The 16,197-nt window shown below is 69.9% G+C and carries 17 protein-coding genes; 13 read left to right on the top strand and 4 right to left on the bottom strand.

Features of this window, described 5'->3' with window-relative positions; translation table 11 throughout:
• The first annotated feature begins 32 nt into the window (after positions 1–32).
• The 11 genes from OHT51_RS22660 to pstB all read left to right on the top strand — a co-directional run bounded on the left by OHT51_RS22660 (position 33) and on the right by pstB (position 11,792).
• Complete coding sequence (locus OHT51_RS22660) at positions 33–437, top strand: GntR family transcriptional regulator (RefSeq protein ID WP_328880744.1); 405 nt, start codon at positions 33–35, stop codon at positions 435–437.
• Entirely contained in the window at positions 434–1,321 is an 888-nt protein-coding gene (locus OHT51_RS22655) for an ABC transporter ATP-binding protein (RefSeq protein WP_328880743.1), read from the top strand. The genes OHT51_RS22660 and OHT51_RS22655 overlap by 4 nt, the downstream gene beginning before the upstream one ends.
• Positions 1,318–2,313, top strand: a complete 996-nt coding sequence (locus tag OHT51_RS22650; RefSeq protein WP_328880742.1) for an ABC transporter permease — start codon at positions 1,318–1,320, stop codon at positions 2,311–2,313. Before OHT51_RS22655 ends, OHT51_RS22650 begins: the two co-directional genes overlap by 4 nt.
• Complete coding sequence (locus OHT51_RS22645; RefSeq protein ID WP_328880741.1) at positions 2,310–3,254, top strand: hypothetical protein; 945 nt, start codon at positions 2,310–2,312, stop codon at positions 3,252–3,254. The genes OHT51_RS22650 and OHT51_RS22645 overlap by 4 nt, the downstream gene beginning before the upstream one ends.
• 145 nt (positions 3,255–3,399) lie before the next feature.
• A complete protein-coding gene (locus OHT51_RS22640; protein ID WP_443052532.1) occupies positions 3,400–5,775 on the top strand; it encodes an RNA degradosome polyphosphate kinase in 2,376 nt (791 codons plus the stop codon).
• Complete coding sequence (locus OHT51_RS22635; protein ID WP_328880739.1) at positions 5,756–6,922, top strand: CHAD domain-containing protein; 1,167 nt, start codon at positions 5,756–5,758, stop codon at positions 6,920–6,922. Before OHT51_RS22640 ends, OHT51_RS22635 begins: the two co-directional genes overlap by 20 nt.
• 59 nt (positions 6,923–6,981) lie before the next feature.
• Entirely contained in the window at positions 6,982–7,404 is a 423-nt protein-coding gene (locus OHT51_RS22630) for an NUDIX hydrolase (RefSeq protein ID WP_328880738.1), read from the top strand.
• 245 nt (positions 7,405–7,649) lie between these two features.
• A complete protein-coding gene (gene pstS / locus OHT51_RS22625) occupies positions 7,650–8,774 on the top strand; it encodes a phosphate ABC transporter substrate-binding protein PstS (RefSeq protein ID WP_328880737.1) in 1,125 nt (374 codons plus the stop codon).
• Between the two features lie 140 nt (positions 8,775–8,914).
• A complete protein-coding gene (pstC, locus tag OHT51_RS22620; RefSeq protein WP_328880736.1) occupies positions 8,915–9,922 on the top strand; it encodes a phosphate ABC transporter permease subunit PstC in 1,008 nt (335 codons plus the stop codon).
• Positions 9,919–10,974: a phosphate ABC transporter permease PstA gene (gene pstA / locus OHT51_RS22615; protein WP_328880735.1), complete on the top strand. Its 1,056-nt coding sequence runs from the start codon at positions 9,919–9,921 to the stop codon at positions 10,972–10,974. Before pstC ends, pstA begins: the two co-directional genes overlap by 4 nt.
• 41 nt (positions 10,975–11,015) lie before the next feature.
• Positions 11,016–11,792, top strand: a complete 777-nt coding sequence (gene pstB / locus OHT51_RS22610; protein WP_328880734.1) for a phosphate ABC transporter ATP-binding protein PstB — start codon at positions 11,016–11,018, stop codon at positions 11,790–11,792.
• Between the two features lie 322 nt (positions 11,793–12,114).
• Here pstB and OHT51_RS22605 read toward each other — a convergent pair whose 3' ends face one another.
• Both OHT51_RS22605 and OHT51_RS22600 read right to left on the bottom strand, forming a co-directional pair.
• Positions 12,115–13,113, bottom strand: coding sequence for an inorganic phosphate transporter (locus tag OHT51_RS22605; RefSeq protein WP_328880733.1), 999 nt, complete (start codon positions 13,111–13,113; stop codon positions 12,115–12,117).
• 9 nt (positions 13,114–13,122) lie between these two features.
• Positions 13,123–13,743 (bottom strand): DUF47 domain-containing protein, encoded by a 621-nt coding sequence (locus OHT51_RS22600; protein ID WP_048585568.1) that lies wholly within the window; start codon positions 13,741–13,743, stop codon positions 13,123–13,125.
• Between the two features lie 238 nt (positions 13,744–13,981).
• On the opposite strand from OHT51_RS22600, the gene OHT51_RS22595 reads away from it, so the two are divergent.
• Complete coding sequence (locus tag OHT51_RS22595; protein WP_328880732.1) at positions 13,982–14,347, top strand: metal-sensitive transcriptional regulator; 366 nt, start codon at positions 13,982–13,984, stop codon at positions 14,345–14,347.
• A 37-nt stretch (positions 14,348–14,384) separates the two neighbouring features.
• Here OHT51_RS22595 and OHT51_RS22590 read toward each other — a convergent pair whose 3' ends face one another.
• Together OHT51_RS22590 and OHT51_RS22585 are read right to left on the bottom strand one after the other, a co-directional pair.
• Positions 14,385–14,561 carry a hypothetical protein gene (locus OHT51_RS22590; RefSeq protein ID WP_328880731.1) on the bottom strand — a complete coding sequence of 59 codons (177 nt, stop codon included), beginning with the start codon at positions 14,559–14,561 and terminating at the stop codon, positions 14,385–14,387.
• A 110-nt stretch (positions 14,562–14,671) separates the two neighbouring features.
• A complete protein-coding gene (locus OHT51_RS22585; RefSeq protein WP_328884402.1) occupies positions 14,672–15,514 on the bottom strand; it encodes a hypothetical protein in 843 nt (280 codons plus the stop codon).
• A gap of 125 nt (positions 15,515–15,639) precedes the next feature.
• Between OHT51_RS22585 and OHT51_RS22580 the strand changes: the two genes are divergently transcribed.
• Positions 15,640–15,819, top strand: a complete 180-nt coding sequence (locus OHT51_RS22580; protein WP_328880730.1) for a hypothetical protein — start codon at positions 15,640–15,642, stop codon at positions 15,817–15,819.
• The last annotated feature ends 378 nt before the right edge of the window (positions 15,820–16,197 follow it).

The following is a 16,197-nucleotide window of genomic DNA, read 5'->3' as shown; positions in this document are numbered from 1 at the left end:
ACTACTCAATTAGTGAAAGGGTGGTGGAACGGATGGTCGAGTACCGCATCGACCGGCGCTCCGGCGTCGCCACCTATGTGCAGATCGTCCAGCAGACCAAACAGGCCCTGCGCCTGGGCCTGTTGGAGCCGGGCGACAAGCTGCCCACGGCCCGTGAGGTCGTCGAGGCAACCGCCATCAACCCCAACACCGTCCTCAAGGCCTATCGCGAACTGGAACGCGAAGGCCTGGTCGAGGCACGCCGGGGGCTCGGCACGTTCGTACGGCGCGGACTGAACACCGCACCGGCCGACTCGCCTCTGCGCACCGAACTGGACACGTGGGCCGTACGGGCCCGCGAGGCCGGGCTGGACCGCGACGACGTGGACGCTCTCTTCACTTCCGTACTGGACACGCACTTCAAGCCGGACACGCACCACAAGGGGGACGAGTCATGACCGAGACCGCCATCGAGGCGGCCGCGCTGGGCAAGAGGTTCGGGCGGCGCCGCAAGCGGGCGCTGGACGGCTGCGACTTCCGGCTCCCCGCGGGGACCGTGTGCGCGGTCGTCGGACCGAACGGAGCGGGCAAGTCGACCCTTCTCTCGCTCGCCGCCGGTCTGCTGCCCCCCACCGACGGCACGATCAGCGTCCTCGGCCAGGCCCCGGCGGCGGTCCGCGAGCGGATCGCGTACGTCGCCCAGGACAAGCCCCTGCACCCCCAGCTCACCATCGCCGACACCCTGCGCTTCGGCCGCGAGCTGAACCCCGGCCGCTGGGACGACCGGGTAGCCGAGCGGATCGTCGCCGAGGGCGACCTCGACCCGGACTCGAAGATCCGCACGCTCTCCGGCGGCCAGCGCACCCGCGTCGGTCTCGCCCTCGCCCTCGGCAAGCGCCCCGAACTGCTGCTCCTGGACGAGCCGATGGCCGACCTCGACCCGCTCGCCCGGCATCAGCTGATGGCCACGCTCATGGCCGACGCGGCCGAGCACGGCACCACGGTTGTCATGTCCTCGCACGTCGTGGCCGAGCTGGAGGGCGCCTGCGACCACCTCCTGCTGCTCGGCGCCGGCCGGGTCCGCCTCGCCGGCCCGCTGGACGACCTGCTCGCCGCGCACCGGCTCGTCACCGGCCGCGCCGACACGTCCCTGGACCCGCACACCGTGGTCGAGTCCCGCACCACCGGGCGCCAACTCACCGCACTCATACGTCCCGAGGGCCCCCTCGGCGACGCATGGCAGACCTCCGCCCCGACCCTGGAGGAATTGGTCCTGGCGCACCTGCGCGCCCCCGAGGCCACGGTGCTGCGCCTCGACGACGTGCGGGAGGCCGCCGTATGACCACCGTGACCATCGAGACCTCCACGACCGCCACGCCCTCCCGCGGGCCGCGCGGCCTGGTCTGGACGACGCTGCGACTGCACCGCTCGGCGCTGTGGTTCTGGGTGATGCTGGTGGCCGTGGCCGGCGGGGCGCTGCTGTGGGCGTACGGCCCGGGGGCGGACGCCGTCTGGGCCGCGTTCCGGAAGATGGGCTGCGCCTCGGCGCAAGAGGGCATGGGCTGCGACGTCACGAACCCCACCGTTGCCCGGTACGACACGGTCGTCGGCGTCGGCGCCGGACTGCTCGCGCTCACGCCGTTCCTGACCGCCGCCTGGGCGGGCGCCGCCCTCATCGGGCGCGAACTGGAGAGCGGCACCGCCCAGTTGGCGTGGACGCAGTCGGTCTCCCCGGCCCGCTGGCTGGCCGCCAAGGTCGCCGTCCCGGCCGCCCTGCTCGTCTCCGGCACGGTCCTGCTCACCCTGCTGCACCGCCTGCTGTGGTCCGCGGACGCTCCGCTGCGGCTGGCGACCTCGCGCCAGTGGGACGACGGCATCAGCTTCGTGGCCAACGGCACCCTCGCCACCGCCTACGCCCTCCTCGGCCTCGCCATCGGCATCCTCGCGGGCGTGCTCCAGCGCCGCGCGCTGCCCGCGCTCGGCACGGCGGTCGTCGGCCTGATGGTCCTGCTGTCCGCGCTCGGCGAGCTGCGACCGCACCTGTGGCCGGTCGAGACGCTCGTCAACAAGGACGAGTACCCGCCCTACATCGGCATGGTCGTCGGCGAGGGCGCCCTCACCTCCACCGGCGCCCGCGTCTCGGACCCCATCTGCGTCGACGACGCCAAGTGCCTCGCCGACCACGACATCGTGGGCTTCTACCGCGACTTCCACCCGTCGTCGCACTTCTGGCCGCTCCAGCTGATGGAGACGGGCATCGCCCTCGCCGTCGCGGTGCTGGCGGTCCTGATCGCCTTCCGGCTGCTGAAGAGGCGCACCGGAGCCGCCGTATGACGACCGCGCTCACCGCCACGACCGCCCCCGCCGGCCGCGCCCCGCGCGGGCCGCGGGGCCTGGTCTGGACCGTCCTGCGGGTGCACCGCACGGCGCTCGTGTTCTGGGCGCTGGCCCTGCTCGGCGCCACGGCCGTACTGATCTGGATGTACGTCATCGGCGACGAGGCCCGCAAGGGCAACGTCCCGTGCATGACACCGGCCCGCGACGGCTTCCCCGGCTGTGCGTCCATCGAGTCGATCACCGTGGACGATGTCTATGCCGGCTGGATCGGGCTGGTCGCCACCTCCCTGACCTACGCGATCCTGCCCGTGGCCGCCTGGGCCGGCGGCGCGCTCATCGGCCGCGAGCTGGAGAGCGGCACCGCGGGGCTCGCCTGGACCCAGTCGGTCACCCCGACCCGCTGGCTGGCGGCCAAGCTCGCCGTCCCGGCCGTCCTGCTGACCATCGGTACGGGCGGACTCGTCCTGCTGAACAACCGGGCGCGCGGTGACGGCGACCCCGACCTGGTCGGGGACTGGTACAACGCGGACGCCTTCATCGGGACCGGCCCGACCACCGTCGGCTACACCCTGGCCGGCCTCGCCCTCGGCGCACTCGCCGGGCTGCTGCTGCGGCGGGCCCTGGCCGGCGCCGGAGTGGGCTTCCTGGCCGCGCTCGTCCTGTGCGGTGTGCTGGAACGCTTCCGCGAGGACCTGTGGCCGGCGGTCACCCGCAGCCGAGCCGGTGAGTTCGAGCTGCCCCGATCGGCCTGGCAGCTGGGCTGGGACACGACCTGGGGCCGGTATCCCGGAGAGGGCGAACCACTGGCCACCAGCGCCACTTTCCACCCCCGGTCCCACTACTGGCCGATCCAGTACGTCGAAACCGGCATCCTGCTCGCCGTGGCCGCCGCCGCGACCCTCGCCGCCTTCTGGCTGCTGCGCCGCCGCACGCCGTAGACCTCGCCGCACGTCCCTCACGGGGGAAGGGACGTGCGGTCCGGACAGCCGCCCGGCGATGTAGACGTCCGCGAGCCGCCCCCCGCTATCCCACACGCCATGTCTCCGTAACCATTGGTTCAGACGGGCTTGCGACGCTCAGCCAATGACCCCCGCCGTGCCAGAGCCTTCGCCGCACCCGGGAGGGAGCGCGAGGAACGGGGACGCCCGGCGCCTCCCCGCCAAGCTCCCGCCCGCGCTTTCCGACGCGCCCATAAACCTCGGCACGCGGAACAATGGGCATATGAGCCAGTCCTCGAACGCCCAGGCAAAGGTCCAGCACGCGCAGCCCTCCGTGGGCTCCATCGCGGCGCACCGTCCGCACGGGGTCACCTCGGCAGTGGTCTCCGACCTGGAACCCGACATCGATGCCGACCTCGACGCGTACGAGGTCACCGAGATCGACGGCGTCCAGTTGCCCCAGGGCCGTTTCCTGGACCGTGAGCGCAGCTGGCTCGCGTTCAACGAGCGCGTCCTCGAACTCGCCGAGGACCCGAACACCCCCCTCCTCGAACGGGCGAACTTCCTGGCGATCTTCGCCAGCAACCTGGACGAGTTCTTCATGGTCCGGGTGGCCGGTCTGAAGCGCCGTATCGCCACCGGTGTCGCCACCCGGTCCGCCTCCGGCCTCCAGCCCCGCGAGGTCCTGGAGATGATCTGGGCCCGCTCCCGCGAGCTGATGGCCCGGCACGCCGCCTGCTACCACGAGGACGTCGCCCCCGCGCTCGCGGAGGAGAGCATCCACCTGGTCCGCTGGAGCGAGCTGACGGAGAAGGAGCAGGCCCGCCTCTTCACCCTGTTCCGGCACCAGATCTTCCCGGTCCTGACCCCGCTGGCGGTCGACCCGGCACACCCCTTCCCGTACATCTCGGGCCTCTCCCTGAACCTGGCCGTACGGGTCCGCAACCCCGTCACCGGCACACCGCACTTCGCCCGCGTGAAGGTGCCGCCGCTGCTCTCCCGCTTCCTGGAGGCCTCCCCCGGCCGGTTCGTCCCGATCGAGGACGTCATCGGCGCGCACCTGGAGGAGCTGTTCCCGGGCATGGAGGTCCTGGAGCACCACGCCTTCCGGGTCACCCGCAACGAGGACCTGGAGGTCGAGGAGGACGACGCCGAGAACCTCCTCCAGGCCCTGGAGAAGGAGCTCATGCGGCGCCGCTTCGGGCCGCCGGTGCGCCTGGAGGTCGAGGAGAACATCAACCAGGAGGTCCTGGACCTGCTGGTGCGCGAGCTGAAGATCAGCGAGGCCGAGGTCTACCCGCTGACCGGCCCCCTGGACCTCACCGGTCTCTTCCGCATCGCCCACATCGACCGGCCCGAGCTGAAGTACCCGAAGTTCGTCGCGGGCACCCATCGCGATCTCGCCGAGGTCGAGTCGGCGTCCGCGCCGGACATCTTCGCCGCGCTGCGCAACCGGGACGTGCTGCTGCACCACCCGTACGACTCCTTCTCGACCTCCGTGCAGGCCTTCCTGGAGCAGGCGGCCGACGACCCGGACGTCCTCGCGATCAAGCAGACCCTGTACCGGACGTCCGGCGACTCCCCCATAGTCAACGCGCTCATCGACGCCGCCGAGGCCGGCAAGCAGGTCCTCGTGCTGGTCGAGATCAAGGCCCGCTTCGACGAGCACGCCAACATCAAGTGGGCGCGCAAGCTGGAGGAGGCCGGCTGCCATGTCGTCTACGGCCTCGTCGGCCTCAAGACGCACTGCAAGCTGTCGCTGGTGGTCCGCCAGGAGGGCGAGACGCTACGGCGCTACAGCCACGTCGGCACCGGCAACTACCACCCGAAGACAGCACGGCTGTACGAGGACCTGGGCCTGCTGACCGCCGACCCGCAGGTGGGCGCGGACCTGTCCGACCTGTTCAACCGCCTGTCCGGCTACTCGCGCCGGGAGACGTACCGCCGGCTGCTCGTGGCCCCCAAGTCCCTGCGTGACGGCCTGATCTCGCGGATCAACAAGGAGGCCCAGCACCACCGTGCCGGGCGTCCCGCCCATGTCCGCATCAAGGTCAACTCGATAGTCGACGAGGCGATCATCGACGCCTGCTACGGCGCGTCCCAGGCGGGCGTGCCGGTCGACATCTGGGTGCGCGGCATCTGCGCGATCCGCCCGGGCGTCGCAGGACTGTCGGAGAACATCCGCGTCCGCTCGGTCCTCGGCCGCTTCCTCGAACACTCCCGGGTCTTCGGCTTCGGCAACGGCGGCGAACCCGAGGTGTGGATCGGCAGCGCCGACATGATGCACCGCAACCTCGACCGCCGTATCGAGGCCCTGGTCAGGGTCACCGACCCGGCCCACCGCGCCGCGCTCAACCGGCTCCTGGAGACCGGTATGTCCGACACCACCGCGTCCTGGCACCTCGGCCCGGACGGCGAGTGGACCCGGCACGCGACGGACGCGGAAGGCCAGCCCCTGCGCAACGTCCAGGAGATGCTCATAGACGCCCGGAGGCGCCGGCGTGGCACAGCAACACCTTGATCCGACGGACCCCATGGCCGGGGCTGTGACCGGGGACGCCCTCGCGGGCTACCTGCGCGCCCAGGCCACGGAGTTCCTCCGAGCCCTGCGCATGCACCGGGAGACCGGCGGCGGTACGGCGGGCGGTGGCTCGGAGGAGTCCGTCGACGCGGCCCGGGCCCTGCGCCGCTCGGCCCGCCGTATCAGCGCCAGCCTGCACACGTTCCGCCCGTTGCTGGAGACCGACTGGTCGGAGGCCATCCGCCCCGAACTGGCCTGGCTGTCGGGCACGCTGGCGTTGGAACACGCGTATGCGGCCCGCCTGGAGCGGCTGCTGCTGGCGCTGCACCGGTTGTCGGGGGCGGCGGTGCTGCCCGCGCAGACGGGGATCGCCGGCCTGCCCGCTGCGAGCAGGACCGCGGGCGCGGCGGGGAGCGGTTCCACTGACGCGGCCGCGGTCGGGCGGGCCGCGGGAGTCGTCCCGCAGAAAGGGGAGCCTGCCGACGCCGGTCCCCCGGCCCACCCGGCGGCCACCCCGGAACGCAGCAACCTGACCGTCGGCGCGGCGAAGGCGGGCGCACTGCTCGAACGCCAGCTCACCCTGGCCCGGACGCGAGCGCACAGCACCGCACTCCAGGCCCTGGGCAGCAGCCGTTTTCACGCCGTGGCCGACAACATCGCCGTACTGGCCAGCGAGGTCCCCCTCACCCCGGCCGCGGCGACCGCCGACCTGCGCCCCCTCGCGGGCGCCGCCGAGGAGCGGCTCACCGACGCGGTGACGGCACTGCCCCTGGTGACCGCGGGCCACCCCTACAACGCCGAGGCCCTGATCCACGGACTGTCCCCGGACCCGGCGCCGCATCCGCAGGACGCGCCCTGGCACCAGGTCCGCCTGCTGCTGCGCCTGCACCGGTACGCCCGCGAGGTGCTGCACGGCGACAGCGGCCCGGTGGACGTACGGCTGCTGGCGACCGGTCAGTCCCTCAACCGGCACCGCGACGCCTCCGAGGCCGCGGCCGCCGCGGCGCAGGCGGCCCGCACCCCGCGGATCGCCCCGGCGACGGCGTACGCCCTCGGCGTCCTGCACGCCGACCAGCGGCACGAGGTGGAGGCGGCGCGGTTCGCGTTCCAGCAGTCCTGGGAGCGACAGACGGTGGGCACGCCGTAGGCATCCCCGAGACGGGAACTCGTTCCTGAATCAGGAACTCCCGAAGGAGGCTTCATCCGGTGACGCACGCTAAGGACCTCACCGTCCAGGCGGCCGGCTGCGTCCTGTGGCGCCGTTCGCCGGTAGACGGTGAGCTGGAGATATGCCTCATCCACCGGCCGAAGTACGACGACTGGTCCCATCCCAAGGGAAAGCTGAAACGTGGCGAGGCGCCCCTGGCCGGTGCGCTGCGCGAGGTCGCGGAGGAGACGGGCCACTCCGCCCGGCCGGGCACCGAATTGCCGACGATGCGGTACCTGGCGAACGACCGCCCCAAGGAGGTCCGCTACTGGGCTGCCGAGGCGGGCCCCGGCACGTTCAGCCCGAACGAAGAGGTGGACCGCATGCTGTGGCTCTCGCCCACGGCTGCCCGCAGCCGTCTGACCCAGCCGAGAGACCGCTCCCTCGTGGACGCCCTGCTGGAGTCGCTGCGCCTGGCATAGTCCGCAACAACCCCCCACAAAGCCTCGGAATGCACCCGTGTCCTCAACGTAAGCGTTCCGTGACCTCACCGCACCGTCCCCAGGGGTTCACCCCCCGTTCATTTACGCCCATCGGCGCCTTCACCTGTTCTGCCTAATTTCGGCCTTGCACGATGACGGACCGCGTCGGGGGGACGAGTCCGCATCACCCATTCTTCGCACGCCGCCGAATTCAGGACGGCGGCTCCTGGAAGGAACTCTTTCAAGTGAAGCTTCAGCGCAAGAACCGGCGAGCTCTCGCTCTCGGCGCTCTCGCCGTCTCCGGCGCCCTGGCCCTCACGGCGTGCGGCTCCGACGACACCGGCACGAGCGGCGGCGACTCGAGCGCCAGCGCCGGTGCCAGCAACATCAAGTGTGACGACGCTCAGGGCCAGCTGCTCGCCGACGGCTCTTCCGCGCAGAAGAACGCGATCGACGCCTGGGTCAAGCAGTTCACCGCCGCCTGCAAGGGCGTCCAGATCAACTACAAGGGTGGCGGCTCCGGCGCCGGCGTCACCGCGTTCACGCAGGGCCAGGTCGCCTTCGCCGGCTCCGACTCCGCGCTGGACGAGGAAGAGATCACCGCTTCCAAGAAGATCTGCTCCGGCGGCCAGGGCATCGACCTGCCGATGGTCGGCGGCCCGATCGCGGTCGGTTACAACGTCCCGGGTGTCGACAACCTCGTCCTGGACGCGCCGACCCTGGCCAAGATCTTCAACGACAAGATCAAGAACTGGAACGACCCGGCGATCGCGAAGCTGAACCCCGACGCGAAGCTGCCCGACCTGAAGATCCAGGCGTTCCACCGCTCGGACGAGTCCGGCACCACGGACAACTTCACCAAGTACCTGATCGCCACCGCCAAGTCCGAGTGGCCCTACGAGGGCGGCAAGGCCTGGGAGGCCAAGGGCGGCCAGTCCGCCGCCGGCTCCTCCGGTGTCGCCCAGCAGGTCAAGCAGACCTCCGGCGCCATCAGCTACATGGAGCTGTCGTACGCCAAGGACGGCATCAGCGCGGTGAAGATCGACACCGGCGCCGACGCCCCGGTCGAGGCCACCACGGCCAACGCCTCCAAGATGATCGCCGCCGCCAAGCGCGTCGGCACGGGCAAGGACATGGCCCTGGAGCTGGACTACGCCACCAAGGCCGCCGGCGCCTACCCGATCACCCTGGTGACGTACGAGATCGTCTGCGACAAGGGCAACAAGTCGGAGACCCTGCCCGGCACCAAGGCGTTCCTGCGCTACATCGCCTCCGAGGACGGCCAGAAGATCCTCGAGCAGAACGACTACGCCCCGATGCCCGAGGAGATCATCTCCGAGGTCCGTACCACCATCGATGGCCTGAGCTGACCTGAGTGCGGTCCGGGCCGGGCCTGAAAAGCCCCGGCCCGGACCGCACCGTCCGGTGCACCGCCGCCCGGAGCCGTACACCGCCTACGGCTCCACCGAGCCACCGCAGACCCGCGTGGCTCCGCAGACCGGAGAACCCGATGGACATATCGACACAGAACACTCAAGCACCTCCCCCCACTCCACAGCCTCCGACCGCCGAGCAGAAGCGCGCGGCCCGTGGCACCACCCGGCCCGGTGACCGGGTCTTTCTCGCGCTCTCGCGCGGTTCCGGCATCTTTCTGCTGGTGATCATGGCCGCCATCGCGGTCTTCCTCACCTACCGCGCGACCCTCGCGATCAGCAAGGACGACGCCAACTTCCTCACCGCCTTCGAGTGGAACACCGGCGTGGTCCCGCCGAAGTTCGGCATCGCGGTCCTCGTCTACGGCACGATCGTCTCCTCGATCATCGCCATGGTCATCGCGGTCCCGATCGCCGTCGCCATCGCCCTGTTCCTCACCCACTACGCGCCGCGCAAGCTCAGCGGCCCCATCGCGTACGTGATCGACCTGCTCGCCGCCGTGCCGTCCATCGTGTACGGCCTGTGGGGCGCCCTCATCCTCGTACCGAACATGGACGGCCTCTTCGGCTGGCTGGACCGGTACCTCGGCTGGACCGGGATCTTCTCCTGGGAGGGCGGCGCCCCCCGCTCGATGCTGACGGTCGGCATCCTGCTCGCGATCATGATCCTGCCGATCATCACCAACGTGAGCCGCGAGGTCTTCCGCCAGGTCCCGCAGATGCACGAGGAGGCGGCCCTGGCGCTCGGCGCCACCCGCTGGGAGGTCATCCGCATGTCGGTCCTCCCCTTCGGCCGCTCCGGCGTCATCTCCGCCTCGATGCTCGGCCTCGGCCGCGCCCTCGGCGAGACGATGGCCGTGGCCACCGTGCTCTCCCCCGACTTCGACATCCACGCCAGCCTGCTCAACCCGGGCGGCGGAACCTTCGCCCAGAACATCGCCAGCAAGTTCGGTGAGGCGTCCGAGTTCGGCCGTGACGCGCTGATCGCCTCCGGTCTGGTCCTGTTCGTCATCACGCTGCTGGTCAACGGCGCGGCCCGCGCGATCATCGCTCGCCGCAAGGAGTACTCGGGGGCCAACGCATGAGCCACGCCATCGCCGACAAGCCCAGCAGCCTGCACGGGGCCCGTCTGCCCAAGTGGTCCCCGTACGCCATCGCCGGCGGCTCCGTCGCCGTCGCGGTCGGCATCGGCCTGGGCGCCGGCCTCGACAGCCGGATCCAGTGGGGGCTGATCGCCAGCCTCCTCTTCATCCTCGGTACGTTCGTCATCGCCGCCGCCGTCGAGGGCCGCCGCCAGGCCAAGGACCGCATCGCCACGACGCTGGTCTGGGTGGCCTTCACCCTCGCCGTCATCCCGCTGGCCTCCCTGGTCTGGGCGACCGTGCAGCGCGGCGTGAAGGTCCTCGACGTCTACTTCCTGACCCACTCCATGGGCGTCGTCGCCGACTCCGAGCCGGGCGGTGGCATCTACCACGCCATCCTCGGCACCCTGGAGCAGGTCGGCCTCGCCACCCTGATCGCCGCGCCGGTCGGTGTGCTCACCGCGATCTACCTGGTGGAGTACGGACGGGGCAACCTCGCCCGGGCCATCACCTTCTTCGTCGACGTCATGACGGGTATCCCGTCGATCGTCGCGGGTCTGTTCATCCTCAGCCTCATGCTGATGCTGGACATGCAGCCCTTCGGGTTCGCCGGTTCGCTGGCGCTCGCGATCCTGATGATGCCGGTGGTCGTCCGCTCCACGGAGGAGATGCTCAAGCTCGTCCCGAACGAGCTGCGCGAAGCCTCCCTGGCACTGGGCGTGCCCAAGTGGCGCACCATCCTGAAGGTGGTCGTACCGACCTCCATCGGCGGTATCACGACCGGCATCATGCTCGCGGTCGCCCGTATCACCGGTGAGACCGCGCCGGTGCTGCTGCTGGTGTTCGGCAACAGCTTCATCAACAGCAACCCGTTCGAGGGCGCCCAGGCGTCGCTGCCGCTGTACATCTACCAGCAGTACGCGAACAGTGCCGGGTCGACGGCGGCGTACGACCGTGCCTGGGCGGCATCGCTCACGCTGATCGCGTTCGTGATGATCCTCAACCTGCTGGCCCGCGGGATCGCCCGCTGGAAGGCCCCGAAGACCGGTCGCTGACGCGGCCACAGCGACTGATCGAATCTGGAAGTGAAGTAGACATGGCCAAGCGAATCGACGTAAGCGGGCTCACCGCCTACTACGGCTCCCACAAGGCAATCGAAGACATCTCGATGACCGTCGAGCCCCGCTCGGTGACGGCCTTCATCGGCCCCTCCGGCTGTGGCAAGTCGACGTTCCTGCGCACGCTGAACCGCATGCACGAGGTGACGCCGGGCGGGCGCGTGGAGGGCAAGGTCCTCCTGGACGACGAAGACCTGTACGGCGCCGGCATCGACCCGGTGTCGGTGCGCCGTGAGATCGGCATGGTGTTCCAGCGTCCGAACCCGTTCCCCACGATGTCGATCTTCGACAACGTGGCGGCGGGGCTGCGGCTGAACGGCAGCTACAAGAAGAGCGAGCTGCAGGACGTCGTGGAGAGGTCCCTCAAGGGCGCGAACCTCTGGAACGAGGTGAAGGACCGCCTGAACAAGCCGGGTTCCGGCCTCTCCGGTGGTCAGCAGCAGCGTCTGTGCATCGCTCGCGCGATCGCGGTCGAGCCCAAGGTCCTCCTCATGGACGAGCCCTGCTCGGCCCTGGACCCGATCTCCACCCTCGCCATCGAGGACCTGATCGGTGAGCTGAAGGAGCGCTTCACGATCGTCATCGTGACGCACAACATGCAGCAGGCGGCGCGTGTCTCGGACCGCACGGCCTTCTTCAACCTCTCCGCCGTGGGCCAGCCCGGCAAGCTGATCGAGATCGACGACACGGAGCGCATCTTCTCCAACCCGTCGGTCCAGGCCACGGAGGACTACATCTCCGGCCGCTTCGGCTGACAGACCCCTCGCGGTGCTGCATGGCGGTGCCACCGCGAGGCAGATAAAGGGCCCGCCCCCTGGCTCCCGGGGGGCGGGCCCGTCTGCGTGCGCGGTGCCTGCGGCGGCCTGTGCGGGGTGAGTGGGGGTGCGCGTAGCGCCTGCCACGGCCACTCCGCCGATCACTCTTCAGCGCCGGCCAGGACCATTCAGCCCGTCTGGGGGTGCCCCCTCTGGGGGAGTTTGAGGACGAGGCCCGTTCAGGGCCGAAGCGGGGGTCCGGGGGCGGCAGCCCCCAGGTACGGGACGGGTAGGGGCGGCGGGGGCGAAAGGAACCCGGCGCTTACAGGAACGCCAGGTTCACGACGCCGAACGCACCCGCCGCAACCAACGCGGCCGCAGGCATCGTGATGAACCAGCCAAGGACGATGTTCTTGGCCACACCCCACCGCACGGCATTCACCCGCTTCGTCGCCCCGACACCCATGATCGCCGAGGTGATGACATGCGTCGTGGAAATCGGCGCCTTGAACAGGAACGCCGTCGTGAACATGATCGACGCCCCCGTCGTCTCCGCAGCGAACCCCTGCGGCGGATCAAGCTCAATGATCTTGCGCCCAAGCGTCCGCATGATCCGCCAGCCACCCGCATACGTCCCGAGCGACAGCATCACCGCGCAAACGATCTTCACCCACACCGGAATCGGATCGCCGTAGTCCTCGACATCGGCGATGACCAGCGCCATCACCACGATGCCCATCGTCTTCTGCGCATCCTGCAGACCATGCCCGAGCGCCATTCCGGCGGCAGAAACGGTCTGCGCTATCCGGAACCCGCGCTTCGCCTTGCTCGGATTCGCCCGCCGGAAGATCCACATGATCGCCGTCATCACGAGATAGCCCGCGCACAGCCCGACGATGGGCGACACGAACATCGGGATGACGACCTTCTCCAGCACCCCGCTCCAGTACACCGTCGTACCGCCGGCCAGCGCCGCCCCCACCATGCCGCCGAACAGCGCGTGCGAGGAGGACGACGGCAGACCGTAGTACCAGGTGATCAGGTTCCAGGTGATCGCGCCCACCAGCGCCGCGAAGAGGATTCCCATCCCCTTCGAGCCTTCCGGCGTCTGGATCAGCCCCTCACTGACGGTCTTGGCGACGCCGGACCCCAGGAAGGCACCGCCGAGATTCATCACCGCGGCCATCGCCAGCGCGGCCCGAGGCGTCAGGGCCCGCGTCGACACGGACGTGGCGATGGCGTTCGCCGAGTCGTGGAAGCCGTTGGTGTACGTGAAGAAGAGCGCGACCGCGATGGTCACGACCAGAGCAAAGGTGTCCATGGGAGGTTCTCAGGACTCCTTGACGGCGATGGTCTCCACCGTGTTCGCCACGTGCTCGAAGGCGTCCGCCGCTTCCTCCAGGACATCCACGATCTGCTTGAGCTTGAGGACCTCGATCGCGTCGTACTTGCCGTTGAAGAGATGAGCGAGGAGCTTGCGGTGTATCTGGTCGGCCTGGTTCTCGAGGCGGTTGACCTCGATCCAGTACTCCGTGAGGTTGTCCATGGTGCGCAGGTTCGGCATCGCCTCTGCCGTCAGCTCCGCGGCCCGCGCCAGCACCTCGATCTGCTGCTCGACGCCCTTCGGCAGTTCCTCGACGTTATAGAGGACGACCAGGTCGACGGCCTCCTCCATGAAGTCCATGATGTCGTCGAGGCACGACGCGAGGTTGTAGATGTCCTCGCGGTCGAACGGCGTGATGAACGAGGAGTTCAACTGGTGGAAGATCGCGTGCGTGGCGTCGTCACCTGCGTGTTCCGCGGCCCTCATACGCTCTGCGATCTCGGCCCGGCCGGCGGTGTCCGCCCCGAGCAGTTCCATCAGGAGTTTCGAGCCCGTGACGATGTTGTCCGCGGATGCGGCAAACATGTCGTAGAAGCTCGTCTCCCGGGGGGTCAGACGAAATCGCACGTGGGGTCCTCAAGAAGCATCGGTTTCGGTCAGGCTGATGCTAGGCGCATCATCCGGCCACGGCTAATGGGCCGTCCTCCAGTGTCGCCCATCAGGCACAGTGGTCGGCACGGGGGCTGCCCGGTGGTCCAGTCCAGCGGCCGAATCACGGCGTCGGCCACAGGGCCCTATACCCAGCAAAGTTCGGTACGATATACCCAGTAGGGGTATGTGACGCGGTTTACGTCTGGAGGACGCGATGACGACCACCGAGGCCGGCGCGGGTGCACCCTCCGCCGCCGATCAGGCCACCACCGAGATCGTGACGGACCACGACCGGGGCATCCACGGCTACCACAAGCAGAAGGACGAGCACCTCAAGCGCCTGCGCCGTATCGAGGGCCAGATCCGTGGTCTGCAGCGCATGGTCGACGAGGACGTCTACTGCATCGACATACTCACGCAGGTGTCCGCCTCGACCAAGGCCCTGCAGTCCTTCGCCCTCCAGCTCCTGGAGGAACACCTCCGCCACTGCGTCGCCGACGCCGCCCTCAAGGGCGGCACGGAGATCGACGCCAAGGTGGAGGAGGCCACGAAGGCGATCGGCCGGCTGCTGCGGACGTGAGGGACGCCTCACTCATCGACGCTCACGCACCGACGGTTCACACACGGCCCGCGTCGCGCTCCTCGGCGACGCGCAGCACCTCGTCGATGTCCTCCAGGCTGAGCCGGTCCTCACGAGCGGCCGAGGCCGCGATGATCAGCTCTCCGCACAGCTCGATCTCGGCGAGGGCCACGTGGTCCTGAACTGCCGTACCGCCGACCGGAGCCACGTGCATCACCTCTTCTCTGCCGTTACCGACTTCCTAGAGTAGGGAGCGGCCTACACACCGCGCATGGCACGGACGGGCTAGTTCTTGACGCCCGTCACGTACACCCGCGGCGGCCCTCACTCCTCGGCGATCTTGCCCGCGTAGATGTCGTCATCGTCCGGAAGCCGTACGTCGACGGGGGCCCCGAAGTCGTACAGCAGGGTCGTCGAAGCCACGGCGACGGCGCTCTGCTGCTGCCCGTTCACGAAGCTGAACCGGTGCCGCACCTTGCGGATCCGCCCCTCGTCATCGAGGTAGACGTCGAACGGTACCTCGTCCGTGGCGAACCCTTTCGCCGCCGCCGCAAGGGCATCCGCGTTCCCGTCGGAGGCCTTCCGCGCGGCAACCCGCAGGTCAGCCGTCCCCCGGTAGTGCCGCACCGCCGCCCCCGCGACCTCTTCCTCACCCACATACGTCGCCGTCCGCGCCCCGCGCAGCACCTCCGCCGCGGCGTACGGATCGGTCGCCCCACCGGTGACCAGGTTCCCGTCGGACAGCGACCGCGTCTCGACGCGCACCCACTTGTCGGCGGGCACCCCGGCACCGCGGTTCTTCATGAACAGCGCCCCGGGAGCGAGGAGCTCCACGATCGGCCGCTGCGCGGGCGCACCGGCGGGGTCCTGCGGCAGCAGCACCTTCAGCCGCCCCACCTGCCGACGGAAGTCGTACACACCCTCACCCCGGATGGTGACCCGCGTCCCACCGGTGGCCATCTCCATCGACGTACGGGCCTTGGAGGACCGCGCCCCGGCCAACGCATCGGCTGCGCGCCGTACGACCTTCACGGCGTCCCCGCCCCGCGAATCATCGACGGCGGCCCCGCTCTCCGCCACGCACCCGCTGCCCGCGAGGCAGATACACAGGACCCCTGCCGCAACGCCCGCCCCACGCCTCTGCCTGAGCTGCTGCCGCTCCGTCATCGCCTGCCTACCCCCAGCCGGTACGTCCGTCACGGGCCCCCTGTCCTTCCGGATAACGACCGGTACGTGCCCCCGTCACGCACGCGGCAGGGTTGCGCCTACTTGGCTTGGGTAACGTTGTCGCCGTGGCGCAGCAGGACGGACCGACGTCTCCGGAGATTCCCGACGACCCCTCGAACCACCGCACGACGACCGTGGAGAAGGGCCACTTCTGCACAGCCCACTGCACCTGCGGCTGGCGCGGCCCCGCAAGACGGGCCCGCAGCCTGGCCCGGGCGGACGCGGAGGGCCATGTGAGCGCTTGAGGGAGCGCAACGCCCGCCTCTCAACGTGGGCCCACCCACAGCGGGCCACGCCCTCGCCCGGACGGCCCCTCACAGCACGGCCCCAGACATTCCAGCCCACCCGGCATTCAAGGACGAGGCTGCACCCCCTCAGAGGGCTACGCACACACTCGGCGGATCCCGGCATTCCAGCCCGTCCGGCATTTGAGGACAGGGCTGCACCCTCCCCAACCCCCACCCACCCGCAGGGGGCTACGCGCGCGGACGGTCCTTCTCGGCGCCGGTCCGAGCATTTCAGCCCGTCCGGCGTTTGAGGACGAGGCCCGTTCAGGGCCGACAGCGGGGGTCTGGGGGCGGCAGCCCCCAGGGGCCGGGGTCGAAGGGGCGGAGCCCCTGGGG

The organism is Streptomyces sp. NBC_00299 (genome assembly GCF_036173045.1).
Classification (GTDB): Bacteria; Actinomycetota; Actinomycetes; order Streptomycetales; family Streptomycetaceae; genus Streptomyces; species Streptomyces machairae.
Note: the sequence above shows the minus strand (reverse complement) of the source record. Positions and strands in the feature narration are given on the sequence as shown.